The sequence below is a fragment of the Spirillospora sp. NPDC127506 genome (genome assembly GCF_040302145.1).
In the GTDB taxonomy this organism is placed as follows: domain Bacteria; phylum Actinomycetota; class Actinomycetes; order Streptosporangiales; family Streptosporangiaceae; genus Spirillospora.
This window is the reverse complement of the sequence record NZ_JBEORG010000007.1, coordinates 139,753-163,877: the sequence shown is the minus strand read 5'-3', so window position 1 is coordinate 163,877 and position 24,125 is coordinate 139,753. Positions and strand designations below refer to the sequence as shown.

Genomic DNA, 24,125 nt, shown 5'->3' with positions numbered 1-24,125 from the left:
GCAGACCTTCATGCCCCTTGGTTTCTCATCGGTTCGCGCGGGGGCGTTCGTGCCGCCCGCGCGCCCCCGTGGGCGCGGGCGGGACGATCGTGCCGGCCCGTGCGCGCGGCCCCGCGCACGGGCCGGCGGCAGGTCCCGGCGCCGCGGCGGAGAAGGGCCGCGGCGAACGGGAGTCCGTGCGGCGGCCCCGGCGGCCGGCACCGCCGGGGCGCGCCCGGGAGCGCCGCCGTCCTGGATGGGACGGATGACGGCGGCGTGGTCGGGAGAAAGTGTTCTAGAGGTCAGAAAACCCTGTCCAGTTGTTTGCAAGAACATCTTGAGATAAGTTAGAGGGGAAATGTCATCATTTCCCGCTCAGTTGGCCGTGCGGCCATTTCTGCGGGGCGGCGAAACAGGTAGTAATGTCCCTCACCGTGTCACCGAGTCTCGAGGCGCTTCTGGATTGTCCGTCCGGGCTGCTCGATATGACGTTCGATCAGCTGCGGACGCTGCTGATCGTGCATGAGACGGGATCGGCCCTGCGAGCGGCGCGGGTCCTCGGGCGCGAGCAGTCCAGCGTGCAGAAACAGCTCGACATCCTGAACCGCAACAGCCAGACGCTGTGCGGCGAGGTGCTGACCGTCCGGCAGGGGCGCGGCAAGGACTACCTGTTCACGCCCACCGGGGAGGCCACCGTCGAACGGGCGCGGATGACGTTCGACAAATGGCTGGAGTCCATTCATCTGAGCCGGCGCCGCCTCGGGCGGATGCTGACCGTCGGCACCACCGAGTTCACCTTGCCGATCGTGTCGCGGGCCTGGAACCGCGTTTCGGAGGAGTTCCGGCAGCGGGAGGTCGAGTTCAAGGTCGCCCACGTCCGCACCAAGGACGTGTGGTCACGCCTGGAGAACCGGCAGGTCGACCTCGTGTGCGGCAGCATCGTCAGCACCCCGGAGGGCGATCTGCGCCTGAAGGAGTACGAGGTCGTCGAGTACGCGCGGGGGCAGGCGCTGCTGCTGACCAACCTGCCGGAGAACGAGCTGCCCGACGCGCCGGTCGAGACGAGCGCGCTCGGGGGAGTGCCGCTGGTGGTGCCGCCGGCCGGGCTGGTCGCCGACCTGCTCGCCACCTGGTACGGGGCGAACTTCCGCGACCGGCTGAACGTGGTCGCCGACATCGACGACGTCCACTACGGGCTGTCGCTGCTGCGGTCGGGGTTCGTCCGCGGCTGCATGATCGTCACCGGGTCGATCGGGCGCGGCATGGCCGCCCAGGAGGACCCGGACGCCGTCCCGCTGCGCGCGATCCGGCTGCACGACGACTTGGAGCCCAAGGCCGAGCTGATGACCGGCGCGTTCGTGCGCCGCGCCGACTTGGAGCGCTACGACGCCGGGCATCCCCTCAACCGCCTGTGGGCGGCGGTCAAGGAGGACGTCCGCACCTACACCCCGCTGGCCTGACCGTCCCGGGCACGCCGGCTCTCCGGTCGTGAACCCCGGCCACCGATCACGGGCGGGCACGCGGAGGGCGCCCAGCGCCCAGCTCGCGACGGGGTTCCAGTGGGTCGCGCCCCCCTGGAGAACATGCCCCCCCGGGGGCACCCCCTACTTGATCTGGTTGTCGACCACGTCGAGGGTGGGGCGGGCGCCCAGGTGCTTCATGGCCTGGGCGGCGAGGCGGCAGCCGGCGGTGAGGGCGTCGGCGGGCTGCTTGCCGTCCAGCCAGGGCGGCAGGAACCCGGCGACGAACGCGTCGCCCGCGCCGGTGCCGTCGACGATCTTCTCGACGGGCTCGGCGGAGACGGTGACGGGTTCGGGGCGGCCGTTGGTGTACCAGAGGGCGCCCTCGGCGCCGTTCTTGATGACGACCTGCGGGTACCAGGCGGTCAGCACCTTGGCGGCCTGCTCGGGCGTCTCGCGGCCGGTGAGGATCTCCGCCTCTTTGGCGTTGACGACGAGGAGCCGCGCGCCCTGCGTCCACTCCAGGAAGGGCTCGGCGCCCATGCGCTTGAGCGGGGAGTGCGAGCCGCCGTCCACCGACACCGACATCTGCGCCTTGCGGGCGAGGTCCAGCGTGTGGATGGCCGCTTTCCGGGAGCCCTCGTTGATCAGCGAGTAGCCGGACAGGTGCAGGTGCGTGCCCTGCGTGAACAGGTCCTTGCAGCGCTCGATGTCCTCGGGGAGGAGCGCGCCGTTGGCGCCGGGATCCGACAGCATCGTCCGGTCGCCTTTGTGCGTGACCATCACCACGCAGGTGCCGGTGGGACGCTCCTGGTCCATGACGAGGCGGGCGTCGACGCCGTACCCCATCATCTCCATGTCCCGGTTCCGCCCCGCGATGTCGGAGCCGCGGCGTCCGACGAAGGCGGTCTCGACCCCTTCCAGGGCGAGCCAGGCGGCCACGTTGGCGCCCGAGCCGCCCCCGTGGGTCGTCACGGCGGCGGGCGTGTCGCTCCCCTTGGCCAAGGGGTACGCGGCACGCGCCACGGTGTCTGTCATAAGATCGCCGACCACGACCACGCGCGTCATGGAGTCATCACCTCGATCAACACGGCCCGCGCGAGCGGCAACACTGGGCGTGTGGTCGACCGTAACAGCTCTTGAGCCCGGATTAGGTCTCGAACGCGCAGCGAAACCCGGGGAAGCCCGATTTTTCCCCGCGCGGGGCCGGGGGGTCCGTGCCTTACCCTCGGGTACGTGACCGAGGGTTATCCGGATCAGTGGGAGGCCGACGTCGTCCTCAGCGACGGCGGGACGGCGCATCTGCGTCCCATCCGGCCCGATGACGCGGACCTGCTGCGGTCGTTCCACCAGCGGCTGTCCCCGGAGTCGATCTACTACCGGTTCTTCTCGCCGCGCCCGCACCTGTCGGACCGCGACGTCGAGCACTTCACCACCGTGGACCACGACCGGCGTGTCGCGCTGATCGCCACGATCGCGGGGGTGATGGTGGCGGTCGTCCGCTACGACCGGCTCCCCGACCGGCCGGAGACGGCGGAGGTCGCGTTCCTCGTGGAGGACGCGCACCAGGGCCGCGGCCTCGGCGCCGTGCTGCTGGAGCACATCGCGGCGGCGGCGCGGGAGCGCGGCGTGCGGCGGTTCGTGGCGAGCGTGCTGCCCGACAACCGCCGGATGACGCGGGTGTTCCGGGAGGCGGGGTACCGGGCGGAGCAGCGGTTCGAGGAGGGCGTGATCGAGCTCGTCCTCGACCTGGAGCCGACCGAGACGTCCCTGGAGGTCATGGCGGCCCGCGAGCACCGGGCCGAGTCGCGGTCGATCCAGCGGCTGCTGTTCCCCGGGTCGGTCGCGGTGATCGGGGCGAGCCGCGCGGAGCACAGCGTGGGGCAGACCGTCCTGCGGAACCTGCTGGCCGGCGACTTCACCGGGCCCGTGTACCCGGTGCATCCGACGGCCGTGGCGGTCGCGGGGGTCCGGGCGTACGCGTCCGTCCTGGAGATCCCGGACGACGTGGACCTCGCGGTCGTCGCCGTCCGCGCCGACGCCGTCCGCGAGGTCGTGGAGCAGTGCGCGAGCAAGGGCGTGCGCGGCCTGGTCGTGGTGTCGTCCGGCTTCGGCGAGGTCGGCGAGGAGGGGCGCGCCGCCCAGGAGGAGCTGGTGAGCCTCGCGCGCGCCTACGGGATGCGCGTCGTCGGCCCCAACTGCCTGGGCATCGCCAACACCGACACGGACGTGCGGCTCAACGCGACCCTGGCGCCGACCATGCCGGGACGCGGGCCGGTCGGCTTCTTCTCCCAGTCGGGCGCGCTGGGCATCGCGATCCTGCAGCGGACGGCCGAGCGCGGCCTCGGCCTGTCGACGTTCGTGTCCGCGGGCAACCGGGCGGACGTGTCCGGCAACGACCTCATGCAGTACTGGGAGGAGGACCCGGCGACCAAGGCCGTCCTGCTGTACCTGGAGTCGCTGGGCAACCCCCGCAAGTTCGCGCGGCTGGCGCGCCGGCTCGGCCGCCGCAAGCCGATCGTCGCGGTGAAGAGCGGCCGCAGCACGCAGGGCGTCCCGCTGGGGCACGCGGCGCGCGCGCTCACCCTGCCCGACCACGCGGTCAGCGCCCTGTTCGAGCAGGCCGGCGTCATCCGGGTCGAGGACCTGGCGGAGCTGTTCGACGTCGCGCAGGTGCTCGCCTACCAGCCGCTCCCCGCCGGCGACCGCATCGCGATCATCGACAACTCCAACTCGCTGGGCCTGCTGGCGCAGGACGAGGCGGTCGCGCTCGGCCTGGACGTCCGGCCCCGCATCGACCTCGGTCCGCGCGCGGACGCCGACGACTACGAGGCCGCCCTCGCCGGCGCGCTCGCCGACGACACGGTCGACGCGGTCGTGGCGCTGTTCACGCCCCCGACGATCGGCGGCTACGACGTGCGCGTCCCGGAGAAGATCCTGCGGCTGGCCGCCGGGGCGGGGAAGCCGATCGTGGCGACCTACCTGGGCAGCGAGGGCATGCCCGCCGAGCTGCGCGTCCCCGGCCCGGACGGGATGCCCGCCGAGGGGTCGGTGCCGTCCTACGCCTCGCCGGAGGACGCCGTGCGGGCGCTGGCGTACGTGATCCGGTACGCGCAGTGGCGGCAGCGCCCCGCGGGGCACATGCCGGTGTTCGAGGACGTCGACCGCGACCGCGCCCGCGTCCTGGTCGCCGGCCTGCTCGGCGACGGCGGCCCGGTGGACGTCGCGCCGAAGCAGGCGGCCGAGCTCCTCGCCTGCTACGGCATCGAGGTCGCCGAGGGCGGCGGCGGAGTGCCGGCCCGCATCGTCGTCAGCGAGGACCGCTCGTTCGGCCCGCTGATCTCGTTCGGCATCGCGGACGAGACCGCCGACCTGCTCGACGACCGCGCCTACCGCCTGTCGCCGCTCGCGGACGTGGACGCCGCCGAGATGATCCGCGCGATCCGCACCGCCCCGCTGCTGCTCGGCCACCGGGGCGCCGAACCCGTGGACGTCGGAGCCCTCGAACGGCTGCTGCTGCGCGCGTCCCGCCTCGGCTACGACCTCCCCGAGGTGGCGCGCCTGGAGCTGAACCCCGTCATGGCGGACGGAGCCGGCGTGACGGTGCGCGAGGCGAAGCTGACGCTGGAGCGCCCCCTGGGCCCGCGCCCCGAAATGGCCCCCCGCCGCCTCTGACGCCCCGCCGGCCGCGCTACCCGGGCGGCGCCGGCGGGCGCGGTTCCGGGGTCGGCGGGACGGGGTCGGGCTCCGGCCCCGGCGGGATCGGCTCCGGCGGCGGCGCCGGCGGGCTCGGGTCGGGGGGCGGGCCCGGAGGGGTGGGCTCCGGCGGCGGGCCGGGCGGGACCGGCTCGGGGGACGGCCCCGGCGGGACGGGCCCGGGCGGCCGCGGCGCGGGCCCCGGAGCGGGGCCGGGCGGCGGCTCGGGCGGCGGCTTGGGCGGCACCGGCGGCTCCGGCGGCGGGGCCGGATCGGGAGTGGGCGGCGGCACCGGCGGCGGGGTCGGCAGTGGATGCTCGTCCATGCCCCACCCCTACCCCGCGGGCGCGCGGCTGACCGCGTCCCGGGACGTCATGTGCGCCTCCGCGCCGGACAGGGCAGGATGGGGGCCATGAGGGAAACCCGAGCGACCGCAAGCGGGTTGCGCACGGCGATCGAGCGCAGCGGTTACTACCCGGCCCTGGTCGCGGACGCGGTCGAGTCGGCCGTCGGCGACGAGCGCGTGGTCGCCTACGTCGTCCACCATGAGGCGACGTTCGACCCCGCGATGGAGGTGCGGCGGCACGTGACGGTGCTCGTGCTCTCCGCGAGCCGGCTGCTGGTGTGCCACACCGACGAGCATCCGCCCGGCGAGGGGATGGCCCAGCCGCACGCGTCCACCACCACCGAGGCCGTGAAGCTGGAGCGCGTCCAGTCGGTCGCGGTGACGCGGGTCGTCCCGGACCCCGCGTCCTACGTGCCGGGCGTGCCGCCCACCGAGGTCGTGCTGACCATCGGCTGGGGCGCCATCGCCCACATCGACCTCGAACCGGCGACGTGCGGCGACGAGAACTGCGAGGCCGACCACGGCTACACCGGCAGCGTCACCGCCGACGACCTGTCCCTGCGCGTCAGCGAGGCGGCGGACGGCGCGGACGCGGTGGCCCAGGTGCTGGCGTTCGCCGAGGAGCTGTCCGCCGCGACCGCCCGGTGACGGCGCCGCCGCGGCCGCCCGTCCCCCGGTACGGGACGGGGTCGCTCGCCGACGTGCCGGCCTCGGTGCTGGCGGCGCTGGGCGTCCCGGGCGCGGAGAACGTGCTGGGGCTCCCCGGCCTGCCGCGCGCCTGCGTCCTGCTCGTCGACGGGCTCGGCTGGGAGCAGCTCAAGGCGCACTCGGACGAGGCGCCGTTCCTGAACGCGATGGACGGCGGCCCGATCACCGCCGGGTTCCCGGCGACGACCGTCACCAGCCTCGCGTCGCTGGGGACGGGCGCGCCGCCCGGCGCGCACGGGCTGCTCGGCCTGCAGGTGGCGATCCCGGGCGCCGGGCGGCTGCTGAACTGCCTGCACTGGAAGGACGACGACCCCGACCCGGTGGAGTTCCAGCCCGTCCCGACCGCGTACGAGCGGGCGGCGGCGGACGGCGTCGAGGTCGGGTACGTGTCGCTGCGGCAGTACAAGCGGTCCGGGCTGAGCCGGGCCACGGCCCGCGGCGCCGACTACCTGTCCGCCGACAGCCTCGGGCAGCTCGTCGGGCGCGCCGAGATGGCGCTGCGCCGGGGCGACCGCGCGTACGTCACCGTGTACCACGCCGACCTCGACGGGACCGGGCACCGCTTCGGCGTCGACTCCGCCGACTGGCGGTACCAGCTGCGGTTCGTGGACATGCTCGTCCAGCAGATCGCGTCCGTCCTGCCGCCCGGTACGGCCCTGTACGTCACCGCCGACCACGGCATGGTCGACCCGGCCGAGCGGGTGGACGCCGACACCGTCCCCGAGCTGCGGGAGGGGGTCGCGCTCCTCGGCGGCGACGCCCGCTGCCGCTACGTGTACAGCGAGCCGGGCGCCCACGGCGACGTGCTCGCCGCGTGGACGGCCGTGCTCGGCGACCGGGCCTGGGTCGTGCCGCGGGAGCAGGCCGTCGCGGACGGCTGGTTCGGCCCGCTCGGCGACGGGATGGCCGAGCGCATCGGCGACGTGCTCGCCGTCCCGCACGGCGACCTCGCGATCGTCGCGTCCGAGCGGGAGTTCTGGCTGAAGCGGATGGTCGGCATGCACGGCTCCCTCGTCCCCGCCGAGCAGCTCGTGCCGCTGCTCACCGCGTCCCGCCCCTGACCCCGCCCGAGACGCCCCGCCCGAGACCCGCCCCCGACAACCGCGGATGTGAGATGAACCAGCCTTCGCCCCTCCCTAATCCGGGCATCGGCGGTCAAACTGGCCGTGTGCACCCTCTCATCGAAGTGCCCGCACTGGACCGGCTGCTGCGACGCCAGTCGCCCGTGATCCTGCTGGACGTCCGATGGCATCTGGCGGGGCAGCCGGGGATCGAGTCCTACCGCAAGGGGCACCTGCCCGGAGCCGTCTTCATCGACCTCGACCGCGACGTGACCGGGCCGCCCGGCCCAGGCGGCCGCCATCCCCTCCCCGACCCCGCCGAGTTCGAGTCGGCGATGCGCCGCGCCGGCGTGTCCCAGGACGGCCTGGTCGTCGTCTACGACGACGCCGACTCCACGTCCGCGGCCCGCGTGTGGTGGTCGCTGCGCTACTTCGGGCACGAGCGGGTCCGCGTCCTCGACGGGGGCTACCGCGCCTGGACGGAGGCGGGCCTCCGGGTCAGCACCGCCGAACCCGAGGTGAAACCGGGCGACTTCATCGCCAAGCCGGGCCGCCTCCCCGTCCTGGACGCGGAGGGCGCCGCCGAGCTGGCCAGGGCGGGCGTCCTGCTCGACGCGCGCGCGGCCGAGCGCTACCGCGGCGAGCAGGAACCCGTCGACCCGGTCGCCGGGCACATCCCGGGCGCCCGGAACGCCCCGACATCCGGCAACGTCGGGGTTGACGGCCGGTTCCTGCCGCCCGAGCTGCTCCGCGAGCGCTTCGCGAAGCTCGGCGCCACCGACGCCCTCGACGTCGGCGCCTACTGCGGCTCCGGCGTCACCGCCGCCCACGAGATCCTCGCCCTCAACCTCGCCGGCATCCCCGCCGCCCTCTACGTCGGCTCCTGGTCCAACTGGGTGGCCGACCCGTCCAACCCGGTGGCCACCGGCGACCACTGACCCGCCGGGCCGTCAGCCTGCGCCCATGGCCGCGAAGCCCAGAGTGGCCGGGGTGCGGGGGAGGGCCGCCAGCGCCCGGGACGGGGCCACGCCGGACGCCGCGGCCTCGTGGAAGGCGGCCATGAACTCCGGGGTGGCGTCGTCGCGGACGGGCGTCACGCTGGCGATCACCGTCGCGGCGCCGAGGGCGAGGAGCGCGCCGGCCATGCCGAGGACGGCGTCGCCCTCGTCCGCGCGGCCGACGTCGCAGGCGGACAGGACGACCAGGCGCGGCGGCGCGGTCAGCTCGTCCAGGTCGTGCACGGTCAGCGGCCCGTCGGCGAGGCGCAGCCGGGAGAACAGGGCGTTGCCCTCGCGGAACTCGCCGTGCGCCGCGATGTGGGCGAGGGCGGCGCCGTCGAGGGCGTCCCGGACTGGCTCGGCGCGCGCGTCGGGACCGCACAGCACCCGGGCGCGCGGGTGGAGGCCGCGCAGGGCCGCGACCTCGCGGCCGGCGTGCCGCAGGCCGGGCCCGGCGACCAGAACGGTGTGCCCGGCGGAGGGCGCCGCCGCGTGCGCCCGAAGCCAGGCCCTCGCGGACGGGACGAGCGTGAACGGCCGTCCCGCCAGCGACGGGAGCGCCGCCCACGGCAGGCCGTGCAGCGCGCCCGTCGAGGCGATCACCAGGTCGCGGTCGCCGAGGACGTCGCGCAGGGGACCGAGCAGCAGGCCGTCGAGGCGCCCGGCCGCGCCGGTCAGGGCGGCGAGCGACTGCGGGTCGTCGCGTTCGGCGGGGTCGCGTTCGGCGAGGCGGCGCGCCGCGAAGCGGAGCAGGCCGGTCTCGTGGGCGACGCCCTCGCACGTGCCCAGACGGCGGCGGCGGGGCCGGCCGTCCGCGACGGTGACGGCGTGCAGGTCGCCGCCGATCGCGACCAGCTCGACGAGGGCGCGGTCCCCGAGCGCCGCGGCGATCTCGCCGGCCTCGGCGGGACGGGGCGGGGACGCGCCGGACGGGCGGAGCCGTGTCCGGGAGCGGATCCGCGCCTCCAGCGCCGCCAGGTCCGGCGACAGCGCGGACGGGACGCCGCCCCGCGCGGTGTCGGCGGTGTGGTCGGCGCTCAGCGCGCGCAGCGCCGTCAGCGCGGCGGCGCGCTCGGGGTCCCTCGGCGGGCGGACCCGGACCGGACGCGCGATCGCCCGCCGCCGCTCCTCCACGGCCAGCAGCTCCTCCGCCGACCGGGCCAGGCCGAGGCCGAGTCCGGCCAGCTCGGTGGCCAGTCCCGCCGCGCGGGCGCGCAGGTCGAGCGCGCCGAGCACCTCCGCGTGCTCTTCGGCGATCCGGAGGCCGGTGTCGACCGCCGCCACCGCGCCCCGGTGGTCGTGCCGGGCCGCGCGTTCCAGGGCGAGGGCGTGCCAGGCGGCGATCCCGGTGCGGCCGCGCGAGCGTCCGACGCGGGACAGCAGGTGCCCGGCGGGCCGGCCCAGCGCCAGCGCCACGCGCGCGGCCACGATGCGGGCCTCGTCGGCGGCGTCGGGCCAGCCGCCGCTCTCCAGCCGCTCGGCCGTCGCCGCGGCCGACCGGAGCAGGACGGCAGAGCGCTCACCGGACGCCCACCTGGCTTTGAGCAGGACGTGCTCGGCCAGGAGCATCCATCCGGTGCGCTCCTGCCGGCCGAACGTGGTGCGGGCGTGCTCGGCCGCGTCGGTGGCCTGCTCGGGGTTGCCGTCGGCCAGTTCGGCGTGGGCGAGCAGGAGGTAGCCGTCCGCGACATCGCATCCGTACCCGTTCGCCATGGCCGCGTCCAGGGCGGCGGTGAGGACAGGACGGGCCTCACCCGGCAGACCCGCCATGATGAGGGTCTCGGCCTGGTCGAACCGGCACTGCGCCAGGCGTTCACCGCTCAACGCGGGTTCGGCCTCTGCGAAGAGGCGAAGCGCGCGCGGGACGTCCCCACGCCGCGACACCGCGAACGCCAGGTTGCCCTTGGACATGGCCGTCTGGTGCCGCAGCCCGGCGGCCTCGCCCACCGCGACGGCCTCCGACAGGGCCTCCTCCGCACCGTCGTAGTCACCGCGGAAGGCCAGCGCCAGACCCAGGTTGGTGAGGAGACCGTTCAGCACGGCCGGGTCGTGCCCGCCGCGGAGGCGGGGCAGGGCGCTCGCGGCCGCGTCGCGCGCCTCGTCCAGCCGTCCGGCGCGGGCCAGCGCGCACGCCTTGTTGGCGGCCAGCCGGTCCGCGTCGGGGCCGTCCAGTACGGCCTCCGCCTCGCGCGCGTGGGCGAGCGCCGCGTTCACGTCGCCGCGCGCGGTGAGCAGGCCGACGAGGTTCATCCGCACCTGCGCCGCCGCATACCCCTCGGCCAGGCGCAGCGCACGGTCGAGGTAGGCGAGGCCCTCGTCCAGCCGCCCCAGCTCCTTGGCCGCCAGCCCCGCCACCCGCAGCGCCAGGACGTCGTCGCCGTCGCCCAGCAGGTCCTGTGCGCGCGCCAGGGCGGTCGCGGGGTCCATCGCCGCCAGCCGCAGCAGCGCCCGCTCGCCGCCGGTCACAGGCGGATCCAGCTGGTCACGATCGAGGAGCCGTCCTCCAGCCGGAACACCAGGCTGACCAGGCCCTGCGGGACGCCCGGCACGCAGAACAGCCCGGCGGGCTCGGCCCGCGCCGTGATCCCGCCGGGCGGCAGGTCCCGGTGCCGGACCTGGACGTCCGCCGCCGAGGACGGGACGAGCCGCCCGGTGATCTCCCGGTGCCGGCCGTGTTCGGCCACCTCGATCTCCACCGTCGAGCCGGGGCACGCGAACGTCAGCGTCCGGCCCGCCGCGCCCCGCACCCCGGCCGCGGCCCGGCCGGTCCGGTCGCGGGTCAGCTCCGCCAGCGCCGCGGACGGCGTCCGCCACGCGATCGACGCCCGCGCCGCCGCCAGCACGTCCGCCGGCACCGGGTCCAGGATCTCGAACGCGTCCCGGACCCCGGACATCAGCTCGTCGTCGTTCACGGGACGAGCCTCCGCAGCGCGTCCAGGCACCGCGCCCGCGTCGGCGCCACGCTGCCGACCGGGATGCCGAGCGCGGCGGCCAGCTCCGCGTGGCTCGGCGCCAGCGCGAACAGGCGCAGCAGCGTCCGGCAGCGCCGCGGCAGCGCGTCCAGCGCGGCGCCGACCCGGCCGAGCCGCTCGCGCGCCGCGACGACCCGGTCGGGGCCCGGCTCCGGCCGCCGCGGCGCGGGCACCAGCGGCAGGTCGCGGCCGCGCCGCCGCACCAGCCGCAGGCTCTCGTTCCGCGCCGTCGTGGCCAGCCAGCAGCCGGTCGCGGCCGGGTCCCGCAGACCGTCGATCCGCTCCACCAGCCGCAGCCACGTCGTCTGCACCACGTCGCCCGAGTCGGCGTCGTTCAACCCGTGCGAGCGGGCGATCGACCACAGCAGCGGGCTGTGCCGCTCGACCAGCAGGGCCCACGCCTCACCGTCGCCGTCGCGCGCCCGCGCCACCAGCTCGTCCGTACCGTCCCTCTGGGCCACCGAAGTCTCCTCCCGAGGCCCCCCGCTCCGTGTTGACCCTATGCCATCGGGCGCTGACCGTCAGTAGGTTCCGCGGGTCCGGTGCCGGAGCGCGGCGCCTCCGCGTGCCGGTCGACGGCCACGCCGAGGCCGGCGAGGACCGGGTGCGACGCCGGGTCCAGGACGCGGTCGGCCGCGGTGACCGCGTCGACGCCCTCGGCCGCGGCGCGGGCGGCGATCCGGCCCGCGACCGCCGGCGCCGCGAACGACGTCCCGCTCCACACGGCGTAGCCCTGGAACAGGTCGGGATCGACGCCGCGCACGGGCGGCCGCGTCCCGTCGAACGACACGAACGTGCTGGCCACGCCGACGCCCTGCGCGCACGCGTCCACCCACCAGCCGTGGTTGGAGAACCAGGCCCGGTCGTCGCCGTCCAGCGCCGCGACCCCGACGACGGGCTTCATCGCCGCCGGCCAGAAGGGGCGGTCGGTCGCCGAGTTGCCCGCGCACGCCACCACGACGGTCCGGCGGCCGAGCGCGGCCAGCGCCCGCGCGACCACCGGGGACGGGCGGTCGTCGTAGGTATGGCAGCCGAGCGAGATGTTGACGACGTCGGCGCGCCCCCACTCGGCGAGCCAGTGCAGCGCCCGGACGACGTCCAGCTCGTCCCCGACGCCGTCGCCGCCGATGACGCGGCGCGCCCGCAGCCGCGCCCCCGGCGCCCGGGCCAGCACGACGCCGGCGATGAACGTCCCGTGCCCGGCCTGGGCGTCCAGTTCGAAGTCGAGGTCGGCGTCCAGGACCTCCGCGACCTCCGCCCGCTGCTCCCGGTACCAGTCGGTCTCCGCGTACCAGGGATGCGGCGACAGGCCCGTGTCCAGGATCGCGACCGTCACGTCGCGCCGCACCGGGACCGCCCGCGGCCGCGGCACCGGCGCCGCCGGACGGGGCAGGTCCGCGGGCCCGCTCCACCACATCGGCTGGCCGAGCACGAGGTGGTTGGGCGCCGCGCTCAGCCGCCGGAACCGGGTGTCCGCCGACAGCAGCGCGGCGAGCTCGCACACGTCCACCTTCGCCGGGGCGCGCAGCCGCAGCCGCGTGACGCCGCGCTCCTCCTGCCGCGAGTCGTACCAGCGCCGGACGAGGTCCTGCGCCGCGCCCGCGTCCTCCCCGGCGACCAGGATCTGGTCCCGCCGGATCAGCGCCGGCCGCCCCGGCAGCGGCTCCACCACCGCGGCGTCGGAATGCCGGGCCAGCACCCGGTCCAGCCGCGCCTGCTGATCGAACATCGGTCCTCGCTCTCACCCGCGACCCCCGCGCACACATGGTGCCGGATCCGGCCACCTTCCGTCACCGGCCGTGGACGCCGAGTCGCCGGCCCCGTGTCTGCGTCCTTCCGCCCGCTGACCTGCCCGCGAGCGCCTCGTCCCTGCGCGCGGGGCCTCGCGGATGACGTGCATCGCATGGTCAAGCGTTCAATAAACAGCGGTTCCCCGGTGGTGCGAGACGTGCCGATGATGCACAATGAGGGACGCGGACGCCGACTTGGGACGTACGAGGCCGTAGGGGAAGACGAGCCTCGGTACAGATCCAGGAGGTCCGGTGACCGCACGTGGCGTCTTCTACGTCCACTCCGCGCCGCCTGCGCTGAGCCCGCACATCGAGTGGGCCGCCGCAGGTGTTCTCGGTGTGCCCGTTTCCCTTGAATGGGCGGACCAGGCGGCCGCGCCGGGAACGCTGCGCGCCGAGCTTCATTGGGAGGGCAGGCCGGGCACCGCCGCCGGCATCACCTCGGCGCTGCGCAATTGGAAGCTCGTGCGGTTCGAGGCGACCGAGGATCCGACGCCCGGCACCGACGGCGTCCGGTTCAGCTTCACCCCGTCCCTCGGGGTCTTCTCCGGCGTCATCGGGGCCAACGGCGACATCCTCATCCCCGAGGACCGCCTCCGCGCCGTCATGGCCAACGCCGCCAACGGCAAGACGTCGCTGGAGCACGAGCTGGAGCGCCTCCTCGGCACCCCGTGGGACAACGAGCTGGAGCCCTTCCGCAGGGCCGGCGACGGCGCGCCCGTCCGCTGGCTCCACGCCGCCGTGTAAGGCCCGCCCGCCTGCCCCGCCGACGGCTGGCCGGAGCGTGCCCGCCCCGCAACGCGCACGCCCCCCGCCCGGCAGGCGACGGGCACGCGGGAACGCGTCGCGCATGAGAACGGCCCGGCGGCTCGAAGCCGCCGGGCCGTTCGTGTCCGGGCCGTCGCCCGGCGCGTCAGATGGCGCGCTGGAAGGCGACCGACACGTTGTGGCCGCCGAAGCCGAACGAGTTGTTCAGCGCCGCGGCCGGACCGTCGGAGATCTTGCGCGGCTCGTCCCGGACGATGTCCAGGTCGGCCTCGTCGTCGAGGTCCTCCAGGTTGGCGACGAAGGGGATGAGGCCCTCCTTCAGCGCGAGGACGGTGAACACCGACTCCAGCGCCCCGGCGCCGCCGAGCAGGTGCCCGGTCATCGACTTGGTCGCGGTGACGGCCACCTGGCGGGCGGCCTCCTCGCCGAGGCCCGCCTTGATGGACGCGAGCTCCGCCACGTCGCCGGCCGGGGTCGACGTCGCGTGCGCGTTGATGTGCACGATGTCGGTCGGCTCCAGCCCGGCGTCCTTGAGGGCGCGCTGCATCGCCTTGGCCTGGCCCGCGCCGCTCGGGTCCGGCAGGACGATGTCGTAGGCGTCGCCGGAGTAGCCGCAGCCGGCCGCGATGCCGTGGACGCGGGCGCCGCGGGCGCGGGCGTGCTCCTCCGACTCCAGGATCAGCACCGCCGCGCCCTCGCCGAGCACGAACCCGTCGCGGTTCTTGTCGTAGGGCCGGGAGGCGCGCTCCGGCTCGTCGTTGCGGGTCGACATGGCGCGCATCGCGCCGAACGACGCCATCTGCAGCGGGTGGATGCACGACTCGGTGCCGCCGCAGATCACCACGTCGGCGCGGCCCGCGCGGATCATGTCGATGGCGTAGCCGACGGCCTCGCCGCTGGACGCGCAGGCGCTGACCAGGGCGTGCGAGCCGGCCATCGCGCCGAACTCGATGCCGACGTGCCCGGACGCGCCGTTCGGCATCAGCATCGGGACGGTGAAGGGCGAGACCCGCGACCAGCCCTTCTCCTTGAACACGTCGTAGCTGTTGAGGGCGGTGTGCAGGCCGCCGATGCCGCTGGAGAACACCACGCCGAGGCGCTCGCCGTCCACGGCGAAACCGCCCTCGACGCCGGCCTTGTCCATGCCCTTCTGCGGCTTGCCGCCGGCGGGCGGCGCGAACCCGGCGTCGGTCCACGCCTCGCGCGCGGAGATCAGCGCGATCGCCTGGTTGCGGTCGAGGCGGCGCATCGCCTGCCGCGGGATGACCTCCTCCGGCTGGACCTTCAGCGTCGCGGCGAACCTGACCGGCAGGTCCTCGACGCCCTCCCAGTCCAGGGGGCGGACCCCGGACTCTCCTGCGAGCAGGGCGGACCAGGTCGACGGCAGGTCTCCGCCGAGAGGGGTCGTTGCACCGAGACCGGTCACCACGACTCTGGTCTGGCTCTTGCTCATAGTGGGTGCTCCTTGCGGACTGTGAGGGGAGGAAGGTCGGGCGCGCCGCCTCCGGCCGGAACGGCGGCGCGCCCTCCCCGCGGATCTAGCTCTGCAGGTTCTGGACGAAGTTGATGACGTCCTTGACCGTCTTCAGGTTGCGCAGCTCGTCGTCGGGGATCTCGACGCCGAACTGGTCCTGCGCGGCCACCGCGATCTCCACCATCGACAGCGAGTCGATGTCGAGGTCGTCGATGAAGTTCTTCTCGGGGGTCACCTCGGACTTGTCGATGCCGACGATGTCGTCGATGATCTCGGCGAGGCCGTCCAGGATCTGCTGTTCGGTGGCGACTGCCATGGTTCTGCGTTCTCCTTCGGTGGGTGGTTGGTCCAGAGCCTGCGAGCGGCGTGACGGCCTACGGGATCTGGATGACTTGGGCAGCGTAGGACAGTCCGGCGCCGAACCCGACCAGCAGGGCCGGGGCGCCGGACGGAACGTCGCCGCGTTCGATCATGCGGGACATCGCCAGCGGGATCGAGGCGCCGGAGGTGTTGCCCGACCGGACGATGTCGTCGGCCACGACGGCGTTGGACGCCTTCACCTTGCGGGCGATGGCCTCGATGATGCGCAGGTTGGCCTGGTGCGGGACGATGGCCGCGAGGTCCTCGGGCTTGACGCCGGCGCGCTCGCAGGCCGCCAGCGCGACGGGCGCGATGGCGGTGGTGGCCCACCGGAACACCGCCTGCCCCTCCTGCCGGATGAACGAGTGCCGGTCCTCGATGATGATCTTGTCGTACTTGTCGCCGGCGCTGCCCCACACGACCGGGCCGATGCCGGCCGAGTCGCTGGCCGCGACGACGGCCGCGCCGGCGCCGTCCGCGAAGATGATGCAGGTGGAGCGGTCGGTCCAGTCGATCCACTGGGACATCTTCTCCGACCCGATGACCAGCACGTTGCGGGCGCTGCCGGACCGGACGGCGGCGCTGGCGGTCGCGAGCGCGTAGCAGAACCCCGCGCACGCGGCGTTCAGGTCGAACGCGCCGGGCGCGTCGATGCCGAGGCGGTGCGCGACGAGCGCGGCGTGGCTCGGCATCGGCGACTCCGCCGAGCACGTCGCGAGGATCACCAGGTCGATGTCGGACGGGTCGAGGCCGCTGTTGGCCAGGGCCTTGCCGCCCGCGTGCACGCCCAGCTCGACGATGCCCTCGTCGTCGCCGGCGATGCGCCGCTCGGCGATGCCGACGCGGCTGCGGATCCACTCGTCGCTGGTGTCGACCAGCTCGGCGAGGTCGTCGTTGGTGACGACGCGGGCCGGCCGGTAGCCGCCGAACGCCAGGACGCGGGAGCCGGCGGTCATCTCGGGGATCTGGAGCGCGGCGGTCATGACGCGTCCGCCTTGATCAGCTCGCGGGCCTTGTCCAGGTCCGCGGGGGTCTTGAGGGCGACCAGCTCGACGCCCTTCAGCTCGCGCCGGGCGAGGCCGGTGAGCGTCCCGGCGGGCGGCAGCTCGATGATCGCGGTGACGCCGAGGTCGCGCATGGCGGCCATGCACGAGTCCCAGCGGACGGGCGCGCTGACCTGGTCGACGAGCCGGGCGACGAACTCCCGGCCGGACGCGATGACGGCGCCGTCCCGGTTCTGCAGCAGCTTCGTGCGCGGGTCGGCGACGGGCGCGCCGGCCGCGAGGCGGCGGAGCGTCTCGACGGCGGGCTCCATGTGCTCGGTGTGGAAGGCGCCCGCGACCGACAGCGGGCGGAGCCGCGCCTTGGCGGGCGGCTCGTCGGCGAACCGCGCGAGCCGCTCCGTCGTCCCGGCGGCGACGATCTGGCCGGCGCCGTTGACGTTGGCGGGGGTGAGCCCGTGCTTGTCGATCGAGGCGAGGACCTCGTCGGGGTCGCCGCCGAGCACGGCGGTCATCCCGGTCTCGGTGACGGCGGCGGCCTCGGCCATCGCCCTGCCCCGCTCCCGGACGAGCACCAGCGCGGCCTCGGGGGTCAGCACCCCGGCGATCGCGGCGGCGGCGAGCTCGCCGACGCTGTGCCCGGCGACCGCGTCCGGAACCGCGTCCCGGGCCGCGTCCTCGTACAGCACCTCGTAGGCGGCGAGCGCGGCGGCGACCAGCAGCGGCTGCGCCACGGCGGTGTCGCGGATCTCCTCGGCGTCCGCCTCCGTCCCGTACCTGACCAGGTCCAGCCCGGTGACGGCCGACCACCACGCGAGCCGATCGGCGACTCCGGGTATCTCGAGCCATGGCTGCAGGAAGCCGGGGGTCTGGGCGCCCTGGCCGGGCGATGCGAGGAGAATCACAGCGTCCAGCCTGCCGTCAATGTCCCCCGACCTCGATACCGATCACGACGAAGTTTGAGGAGCGGGCTTTGTACGACCCCTACAAGACCCCTATATAGGGGTTCAGCGGTTCTGGAAACGCCCCAAAACGAGGGCTATGCGGAGGGTGAAGGCGTTGCGCCCGTCGGTGGGGGCGAGGCCCGTCAGCTCGGTGACTCGCCGCAGGCGGTACCGGACCGTGTTGGGGTGCACGAACAGGAGCCGCGCCGTCGCCTCAAGGGACGACCCCTGTTCGAGATAGGTGGTGAGCGTGTCGAGCAGGGGTGCGCCCGCGGCGAGCATGGGGTTGTAGACGCTCTCCACCAGGTAGCGGCGGGCGTCGTCGTCGCCGTCGAGGGCGCGTTCGGGCAGCAGCTCGGTCGCCTGGACGGGGCGGGGCGCGTCCGGCCAGCCGGCGGCGGCGCGCAGCCCGGCGACGGCGGCCTGGGCGGAGTGGGTGGAGTCGTAGAGGTCGGGGACCTGCGGGCCGACGACGACGGGCCCGGGACCGCACTTGGCGGCGATGGGGCGGGCCGCCTCCATGGGGTCGGTGTCGCCGCCCACGATGACGATGACGCGGCGCCCCTGGACGCCGGCCAGCACGTCGGCGCGCGCGCGGCGCGCCGCAAGCTGCATCTGGTCGATGGTGACCTCGGGCTCCTCGTCCTCCGGGGTGAACCCCGCGATGACGGTGACCGGCTTGGACGTCCAGCCGAGGGCTGCGGCCCAGGAGTGCATGCCGTCGTCGACTTCGCCGCGCAGGACCGCGTTGACGACGAGGGCCTCCAGCCGCGCGTCCCAGGCGGCGCGGGTCTCGGCGGCGCGCGCGTAGACCTGCGCCGCGCCGAACGCCACGTCCCGCGTGTAGCGGAGGATCGCCTCGCGGAGCTGGGCCTCGCCGCCGGGCGCGGCCAGCTCGTCCAGCCGGGTCTCCACCACCTCGATGATGACGCGGATCATGTCGATGGTGTGGTGCAGCTTGATGGAGCGCATCAGCTCGCGGGGCGCGGTGCCGAACACCTCGCCGGCGATGGCCGGGCGCGTCTTCTCGTTGTTCTTGAACCACTCGACGAACGCGGCGATGCCGGCCTGCGCGACGAGACCGATCCAGGAGCGCTGGTCGGCCGGCATGCGCCGGAACCAGGGGAGCTGCTCCTCCATGCTCGTCAGGGCCGCGGTGCCGAACGTCCCCATCGCCTTCTCCAGGCGCTGGGTGGTCTGCTCGCGGATTTCGGTCTCGTGCGCGGTGTCCACCACCCCAGGGTGCCACCAACGCGGCGATGACCCGTCCTCAAGTGAGCAACGGGGTCACCCATCGCTTACCTGCGCGACATTGCCGAGGGCGATGCCGGTGAGGTTGCGCAGGGGCGTCGAGCCGGGCGCGAGGTAGTCGCTGTGGCCGCCGGATCCGGCGTCGAACACCCGCGCGCCGAAGTCGGGGGAGACCGGGTCGGGGCCGAGCCCGAGCCCGAAGATGCGCACGTGGGGGACGTCCTCCATCCAGTCGGTGGCGCCTCGTCCCGCCCAGACGCGGGCCGTGCCGCTCAGCTCGGACGCCGACCAGGCCGTCGTGCCGGGGCTCCCGTAGAGCGCGATGTCGGTGACCTGGCGCCAGGCGGCGCTGCCGGGGCCGTCCATCGCCGCGCGGCCGCACACCACCGAGCCGTAGCTGTGGCACAGCAGACCCACGGTCGCGCCGGGGTTCACCCGATGCAGTCCCGTGAGAAAACGGCGGAGCTTCCCGGCGCCTTCGGACGCCCTGTCGTCGGTGAGGACGTCGCTGCTGAACGTCTTGGGCGCGGCATAGCCGAGCCAGGCGACGACCGCCAGCCCGGGGTCCGGCGACATGGAGCGGGCCTGCGCGTACACGGCGCGCGCACCGCCGCCCGGCGTCGACCACGGCTTGGCGCCCCGCTCGTCGAACGCGGACAGCGTGGTGTCGGCGCCCGGGACGAGGATCGCGACGCGCCGCGCCCTGCTGATGTCGCCGATGACCTCGATGGCCCGCCCGCGGCCGCGCGGGTCGAAGTACAGGAAGCGGCGGCCGGGACGCAGGAACGCGCCGAGGGCCCTGCCGCGGTCCGCGTCGCCGACGTCCTGAGCGGTCTTCAGCGCCCGCTCGATGGCGCGGCGCTCGGCGGCGTACCGGACGTCCAGCGTCGACGGGGCCATCGTCGGGACGGGGACGGGGCCCGCGTAGGGGTCGGCGTGGCCGGTCCCGGCCGTCGTCAGCATGATCACGCCGACGGACGCGGCGGCGGCGAGGAGCCTGCGCGGCCGCCGGGGTCGCCGGTCCCCGCGCGACGCCCGGGCGGGCGTCCTCGGCGTCCTGCGGTGCGGCGGCATCCTGCCTTTTTCTACCATCCAAGATCTTTACGCGGGCGGGACGGCCCCCGTTCGAACCGGCCCGCCAGGACCGTGATCACGGTCAGCGCGGCCGCGCAGACGGCCAGCCACGGAAGGCGCATCAGGATCCACTCCGGCCGGCCGGGTGCGGTGTGCACCCCCTGCAGGCTACCCAACGTGAGCAGCGTCACCGCCGTGACGCCCATCAGCGCGGTCTGGTGCCACAGGAAGACCGTCATCGCCGGCCGGCCGGCCCTGCCGACCGCCGCGCGCACCCGGGCGTGTCGCGTCCAGCGGGTGAGCGGCCCGTGCAGCAGCACCGCGAGGCCCGTCTGCGCGAGGCCGAACGCGACCGCGGCGAGCGTCGGCGGGCTGAGGTTGGAGACCGGCGCTCCCGGCACGCCGACCATGGAGGCCGGATATCCGGCGAACAGGACCAGCAGCGCGGTCGCCGCGGCCCCGCCGCCCAGCAGCGCGAGCCCGGCCCGGCGGGAGCGCAGCGCGCCGCCCGCCCAGCCGAGGCCGAGGTAGTAGGGCAGCAGCCAGGCGGTGAGGACGGTGGCCCAGCCCGTCCAGCCGGGCGCGCCGAGCGCGAACCGGCCGAGGTCGATCGCGGCGGTGGCGGCGACGGGCAGCGCGGCGCCCCGGAGCCCGAACCGCTCCCAGGCGGCCGCGATCAGCGGGGTGAGCGCGGTGAGCGCCGCGTACACGCACAGGAACCACAGCGGGCTGACGACCAGCTCGATCATCGTCCGGACGGTGCCGGCGGAGAACCCCGCCCACCACAGCCCCGCGGCGACCGGAACCCAGGCGAGGGCCAGGACGGGCAGGGGCCGCGCGAACCGGGCCAGCCGCCGCCGCATCAGCGCCGCCCACGCCTCGCCGGGGCGGCTCGCCTTCGCCGCCGAGTACCCGCCGACCAGGAAGAACACTGCGAGCGTCTGGAAGACCCAGGAGACGGGCGCGAGCTCCGGCATCGTCCTCAGCGGGCTGGTCACGTGCAGGTCGCGCCCGGACGGGTCCGCCACGAAGGCCGTGACCAGCCAGTGGCCGAGCACCACGCCGAGGATCGCGAAGACCCGCAGCGCGTCCACCGCGTGATCGCGGACGGGCCGGGGCGCCCGGGCGGCCGGCGGCGTCCTGGGCGGTGTCGTTTCGCGGAGCTCGGTGTCAGGCACGGGTGACCTCCGCGGGGCGGCCCAGGGCGATCATGGTGAGGTTGCGGAGCGCCGGGGAGCCGGGTTTGAGGTAACCGCTGTGCGGGCCGGTGCCGGCGTCGAAGCGGAGTGCTCCGAAGGCGGGCGAGACGGGGTCGGCGCCGAACCCGATGCCCGCGAGGCGGACGTTCGGCACGAAGCGCATCCAGTCGCCCTTCGCGCGGGCCGCCCATATGCGCGCGGACGTCCCGAGATCGGCGGCCTTGTCCTTGGTGGTCCCGGGGCTGCCGAAGAAGGCGATGTCGTCCACGGGCAGGGAGGCGACGCGCCGGGCGGCCTTCGCGCAGACGACCGACCCGTAGCTGTGGCAGAGGAGGGCGAACCGGGCGCGCCCGTTCACGCGGTGGACGCCGGCGAGCAGGCGCTCCAGACCGCGTGCGCCGTCCTGCGCCTTGCCGTCCGTCAGGACGGCGGCGCTCAGCGTCGAGGGCGAGTCGTAGCCGAGCCAGGCGATCACGGCGAGGCGCGGGCCGGGCGCTACGGCGCGGCCCGCGCCGTAGAGGGCGCGGCCGTCGCCGCCGGCGAACTTGGGCGCGTCGAAGTCGGCCAGCGTGTTGTCCGCGCCCGGCACGACGACGGCGATCCGGTCGGCGTGCTCCAGATCGCCGATGACTTCGACGGCCCGGCCGTCGCCGCGCGGGTCGAAGGCGAGGAACCGCCTGCCCGGGGCCAGGAAGGCGGACAGCACCCGCGTCCGGTCCCCGTCGTGGAGGCGCTCCGCCGTCGCCAGGGCGCGGCGGATGTCCCGCCCGGCGGCCTGGTAGCGGGCGCCGAGGGTCGCGGACGAGAGGGCGGGGACCGGCGCGGGGGCGGCGTACGGTTCGGCGGAGCGCGCCGCCGGGAGCGCCGCGCCGACCGCGACGAGCGAGAGTGCGGCGGCGGTGGTGCGGGCACGCGGCATCCGGTGCGTCCTTCCAGGTCAGTGGCTTGCGGCACTGACCAGGAAGCTAGGAACCGAACGCCCGGTCGCAGATCAACCGGCGGAGTGAACTTGCCGCGTACGACCGGGGGCTGACGCCTCGCGCGCAGGTATCAGCGGCGGGGGCCGCTCGCGCGTCGGGATCAGTCGCCGGGGCGGACCAGCCCCACCTCGTAGGCGTAGACGATCGCCTGCGGGCGGTCCCGGAGCCCCAGCTTCATCAGGATCCGCCCGAAATGCGTCTTGACGGTCTGCTCGGCGACGACGAGCTTCGCGGCGATCTCCCCGTTGGACAGCCCCCGCGCCACCAGGGCCAGGACCTCCGTCTCCCGCTCGGTCAGCGCGTCCAGCCGCGTGCGGGACGGCGCGCGCGGCCCGCCGAGCCGGGAGAACTCCGCGATCAGCCGGCGCGTCACCGACGGCGACAGCAGCGCGTCGCCCGCCGCGACGACCCGCACCGCGTCGGCCAGTTCGGTCGCGGACGCGTCCTTCAGCAGGAACCCGCTGGCGCCCGCGCGCAGCGCCGCGTACACGTAGTCGTCCAGGTCGAACGTGGTCAGCATGAGGATCTTCGGGGCGTCCCCGGCGGCGCCGCCGAGGATGCGGCGGGTCGCCTCCAGGCCGTCCAGGACGGGCATGCGGACGTCCATCAGCACCACGTCGGGGCGCAGCTCGGCGACCCGGCGCACGGCCTCCTCGCCGTCGGCGGCCTCGCCGACGACCTCGATGTCCGGCTGGGCGTTCAGCAGCACGCCGAACCCGGCGCGGACCATGCCCTGGTCGTCGACGATCACGACCCGGATCGTCACGTCGTCTCCCGCGCCTTCACCGGCAGCGTGGCGGTCACGGCGAATCCTCCCTCGGGGGTGGGGCGGGCGGTCAGCTCACCGCCCAGCGCGGCGGCCCGCTCCCGCATCCCGAGCAGCCCGTGGCCGCCGCCCGGCAGCGGCGGGTGCGGCGCCTGCCCGGCGCCGGGCGGGCCGTTGACCACGCCCAGCCATACGATGCCACCCTCGCCGTCGTCCCGGGAGACGCGGACCTCGACCCGGGCGCCGGGCGCGTGCCGCATCGCGTTGCTCAGCGCCTCCTGCAGGATCCGGTAGGCGGTGAGGCCCACGCCCGGCGGCAGCCCGGCGAGGTCGCCGTCCAGCCGCGCCTCGACCCGCAGGCCCGCGCTCCGGGCGTTGCCGATCAGCTCGTCCAGCCGGTCCAGGCCCGGCTGCGGCGCGGTCTCGGCGCCGTCCTCGGCGCGCAGCACGCCGAGGACGCGGCGCAGCTCGGTCAGCGCGTCCAGCGCGGTCGCGCGGATCTCGGCGAGGTCGGCCCGGGTCTCGTCCGGGAGGGCCTCCACCTTGTAGGGGGCCGCCTCCGCCTGGATCGCGATCATCGACATGTGGTGGGCGACGACGTCGTGCAGTTCCCGCGCGATCCGCTGCCGCTCGGTCAGCACCGCCTCGGCGTCCTGGTGCCGCCTCTCCTGCTCGGCCAGCTCCCGCCGCGCCGTCCGGCGGACCCGGACGGCGTAGCCGACCGCCAGCGGCACCATGAGCAGCACCGACGCCCCGGGCGCGGAGTCCGCGTCCTTGATCCACACGCCGGTGAGCGACAGGACGGCGACGCCCAGGGTGATGTCCCGCGAGCAGCGCACCGTCACCGTGTACAGGCACATGAGCGCGGCGAAGGCGCCGCCCTCGGTGTACTCGATGCCCGGCGGCCACGGGAGCAGCGCGAGCAGCGCCAGCGCCGCGAAGCTCAGCCGCCAGGCCGCCAGCGGGTGCCGGTCGCGCAGCGCCAGCGGCGCGGTCACCAGGGCCGCGACCAGCAGGGCCGCGCCGTCCCCGGGGTAGTCCGCGGCGGCGGCGCGCACCGGCTCCTTCAGCATCGAGCTGGTGCCGCTGATGAGCAGCAGCGTGAGGAAGAACCAGAACAGGTTCACGACCAGCCCGAACGGCAGCCGCCCGACGCCGAGGAACCGCGTCCACCGCAGCCCCGCCGGCCATGGCCGGTCGAGCGGCGGCGCCGGCTCGGCCCGGCCCGTCGCCAGGGCGGCGAGGATCCCGTCCCGCAGTACCGCCCGCAACGGGTTCGTCCGGTCGCCGACCATGAC

22 protein-coding genes are annotated in these 24,125 nt (G+C 75.0%); 6 read left to right on the top strand and 16 right to left on the bottom strand.

The annotated features are described in order from the left end of the window. The first annotated feature begins 464 nt into the window (after positions 1-464). On the top strand, positions 465-1,439 hold the full coding sequence (locus tag ABTW95_RS10370) for a LysR family transcriptional regulator (RefSeq protein WP_396454156.1): 975 nt from the start codon (positions 465-467) through the stop codon (positions 1,437-1,439). A gap of 144 nt (positions 1,440-1,583) precedes the next feature. On the opposite strand, the gene ABTW95_RS10365 is transcribed toward ABTW95_RS10370, so the two are convergent. Continuing rightward, positions 1,584-2,507 carry a carbohydrate kinase family protein gene (locus ABTW95_RS10365; protein WP_396447080.1) on the bottom strand — a complete coding sequence of 308 codons (924 nt, stop codon included), beginning with the start codon at positions 2,505-2,507 and terminating at the stop codon, positions 1,584-1,586. Between the two features lie 168 nt (positions 2,508-2,675). On the opposite strand from ABTW95_RS10365, the gene ABTW95_RS10360 reads away from it, so the two are divergent. Continuing rightward, positions 2,676-5,114 (top strand): bifunctional acetate--CoA ligase family protein/GNAT family N-acetyltransferase, encoded by a 2,439-nt coding sequence (locus ABTW95_RS10360; RefSeq protein WP_396447081.1) that lies wholly within the window; start codon positions 2,676-2,678, stop codon positions 5,112-5,114. Between the two features lie 16 nt (positions 5,115-5,130). On the opposite strand, the gene ABTW95_RS10355 is transcribed toward ABTW95_RS10360, so the two are convergent. Further along, positions 5,131-5,460, bottom strand: a complete 330-nt coding sequence (locus ABTW95_RS10355; RefSeq protein WP_500226069.1) for a hypothetical protein — start codon at positions 5,458-5,460, stop codon at positions 5,131-5,133. An 87-nt stretch (positions 5,461-5,547) separates the two neighbouring features. Between ABTW95_RS10355 and ABTW95_RS10350 the strand changes: the two genes are divergently transcribed. From ABTW95_RS10350 to ABTW95_RS10340, 3 genes are all read left to right on the top strand, one after another. Then, a complete protein-coding gene (locus tag ABTW95_RS10350; protein ID WP_396447084.1) occupies positions 5,548-6,129 on the top strand; it encodes a DUF5998 family protein in 582 nt (193 codons plus the stop codon). Next, entirely contained in the window at positions 6,126-7,250 is a 1,125-nt protein-coding gene (locus tag ABTW95_RS10345) for an alkaline phosphatase family protein (RefSeq protein ID WP_500226067.1), read from the top strand. Before ABTW95_RS10350 ends, ABTW95_RS10345 begins: the two co-directional genes overlap by 4 nt. A gap of 107 nt (positions 7,251-7,357) precedes the next feature. Continuing rightward, the gene (locus ABTW95_RS10340; protein WP_396447086.1) at positions 7,358-8,188 is read left to right on the top strand and encodes a sulfurtransferase; all 831 of its coding nucleotides are present in this window, start codon (positions 7,358-7,360) and stop codon (positions 8,186-8,188) included. A 12-nt stretch (positions 8,189-8,200) separates the two neighbouring features. Here the strand turns inward: ABTW95_RS10340 and ABTW95_RS10335 are convergent, their stop codons facing one another. The 4 genes from ABTW95_RS10335 to ABTW95_RS10320 are packed head-to-tail and all read right to left on the bottom strand — an operon-like array spanning position 8,201 to position 12,949. Then, a complete protein-coding gene (locus tag ABTW95_RS10335; protein WP_500226065.1) occupies positions 8,201-10,714 on the bottom strand; it encodes a CHAT domain-containing protein in 2,514 nt (837 codons plus the stop codon). Further along, complete coding sequence (locus ABTW95_RS10330; RefSeq protein ID WP_396454158.1) at positions 10,711-11,160, bottom strand: hypothetical protein; 450 nt, start codon at positions 11,158-11,160, stop codon at positions 10,711-10,713. The genes ABTW95_RS10335 and ABTW95_RS10330 overlap by 4 nt, the downstream gene beginning before the upstream one ends. Next, positions 11,157-11,681 (bottom strand): RNA polymerase sigma factor, encoded by a 525-nt coding sequence (locus tag ABTW95_RS10325; protein WP_396447090.1) that lies wholly within the window; start codon positions 11,679-11,681, stop codon positions 11,157-11,159. The genes ABTW95_RS10330 and ABTW95_RS10325 overlap by 4 nt, the downstream gene beginning before the upstream one ends. A 38-nt stretch (positions 11,682-11,719) precedes the next feature. Continuing rightward, positions 11,720-12,949, bottom strand: a complete 1,230-nt coding sequence (locus tag ABTW95_RS10320) for a S8 family peptidase (RefSeq protein ID WP_396447091.1) — start codon at positions 12,947-12,949, stop codon at positions 11,720-11,722. Positions 12,950-13,262: 313 nt separating this feature from the next. Between ABTW95_RS10320 and ABTW95_RS10315 the strand changes: the two genes are divergently transcribed. Continuing rightward, positions 13,263-13,757, top strand: coding sequence for a DUF3145 domain-containing protein (locus ABTW95_RS10315; RefSeq protein WP_500226061.1), 495 nt, complete (start codon positions 13,263-13,265; stop codon positions 13,755-13,757). A 166-nt stretch (positions 13,758-13,923) separates the two neighbouring features. Here ABTW95_RS10315 and ABTW95_RS10310 read toward each other — a convergent pair whose 3' ends face one another. From ABTW95_RS10310 to ABTW95_RS10265, 10 genes are all read right to left on the bottom strand, one after another. Beyond that, positions 13,924-15,231: a beta-ketoacyl-[acyl-carrier-protein] synthase family protein gene (locus ABTW95_RS10310; protein ID WP_396447093.1), complete on the bottom strand. Its 1,308-nt coding sequence runs from the start codon at positions 15,229-15,231 to the stop codon at positions 13,924-13,926. An 85-nt stretch (positions 15,232-15,316) separates the two neighbouring features. Beyond that, positions 15,317-15,568, bottom strand: coding sequence for an acyl carrier protein (locus ABTW95_RS10305; protein ID WP_067636232.1), 252 nt, complete (start codon positions 15,566-15,568; stop codon positions 15,317-15,319). Positions 15,569-15,626: 58 nt separating this feature from the next. Continuing rightward, positions 15,627-16,595 (bottom strand): beta-ketoacyl-ACP synthase III, encoded by a 969-nt coding sequence (locus ABTW95_RS10300; RefSeq protein ID WP_396447094.1) that lies wholly within the window; start codon positions 16,593-16,595, stop codon positions 15,627-15,629. Beyond that, complete coding sequence (locus ABTW95_RS10295) at positions 16,592-17,518, bottom strand: ACP S-malonyltransferase (RefSeq protein ID WP_396447095.1); 927 nt, start codon at positions 17,516-17,518, stop codon at positions 16,592-16,594. The genes ABTW95_RS10300 and ABTW95_RS10295 overlap by 4 nt, the downstream gene beginning before the upstream one ends. Before the next feature lie 102 nt (positions 17,519-17,620). Further along, positions 17,621-18,790, bottom strand: a complete 1,170-nt coding sequence (locus ABTW95_RS10290; protein WP_396447096.1) for a PucR family transcriptional regulator — start codon at positions 18,788-18,790, stop codon at positions 17,621-17,623. 54 nt (positions 18,791-18,844) lie between these two features. Continuing rightward, positions 18,845-19,882 carry an alpha/beta hydrolase gene (locus ABTW95_RS10285; protein ID WP_396447097.1) on the bottom strand — a complete coding sequence of 346 codons (1,038 nt, stop codon included), beginning with the start codon at positions 19,880-19,882 and terminating at the stop codon, positions 18,845-18,847. An 11-nt stretch (positions 19,883-19,893) separates the two neighbouring features. Further along, complete coding sequence (locus ABTW95_RS10280; protein WP_396447098.1) at positions 19,894-21,060, bottom strand: acyltransferase family protein; 1,167 nt, start codon at positions 21,058-21,060, stop codon at positions 19,894-19,896. Then, complete coding sequence (locus ABTW95_RS10275) at positions 21,053-22,000, bottom strand: alpha/beta hydrolase (RefSeq protein WP_396447099.1); 948 nt, start codon at positions 21,998-22,000, stop codon at positions 21,053-21,055. The genes ABTW95_RS10280 and ABTW95_RS10275 overlap by 8 nt, the downstream gene beginning before the upstream one ends. Before the next feature lie 161 nt (positions 22,001-22,161). Continuing rightward, positions 22,162-22,827 carry a response regulator gene (locus ABTW95_RS10270; RefSeq protein WP_396447100.1) on the bottom strand — a complete coding sequence of 222 codons (666 nt, stop codon included), beginning with the start codon at positions 22,825-22,827 and terminating at the stop codon, positions 22,162-22,164. Next, entirely contained in the window at positions 22,824-24,122 is a 1,299-nt protein-coding gene (locus ABTW95_RS10265) for a sensor histidine kinase (protein WP_396447101.1), read from the bottom strand. Before ABTW95_RS10265 ends, ABTW95_RS10270 begins: the two co-directional genes overlap by 4 nt. Between the last annotated feature and the right edge of the window lie 3 nt (positions 24,123-24,125).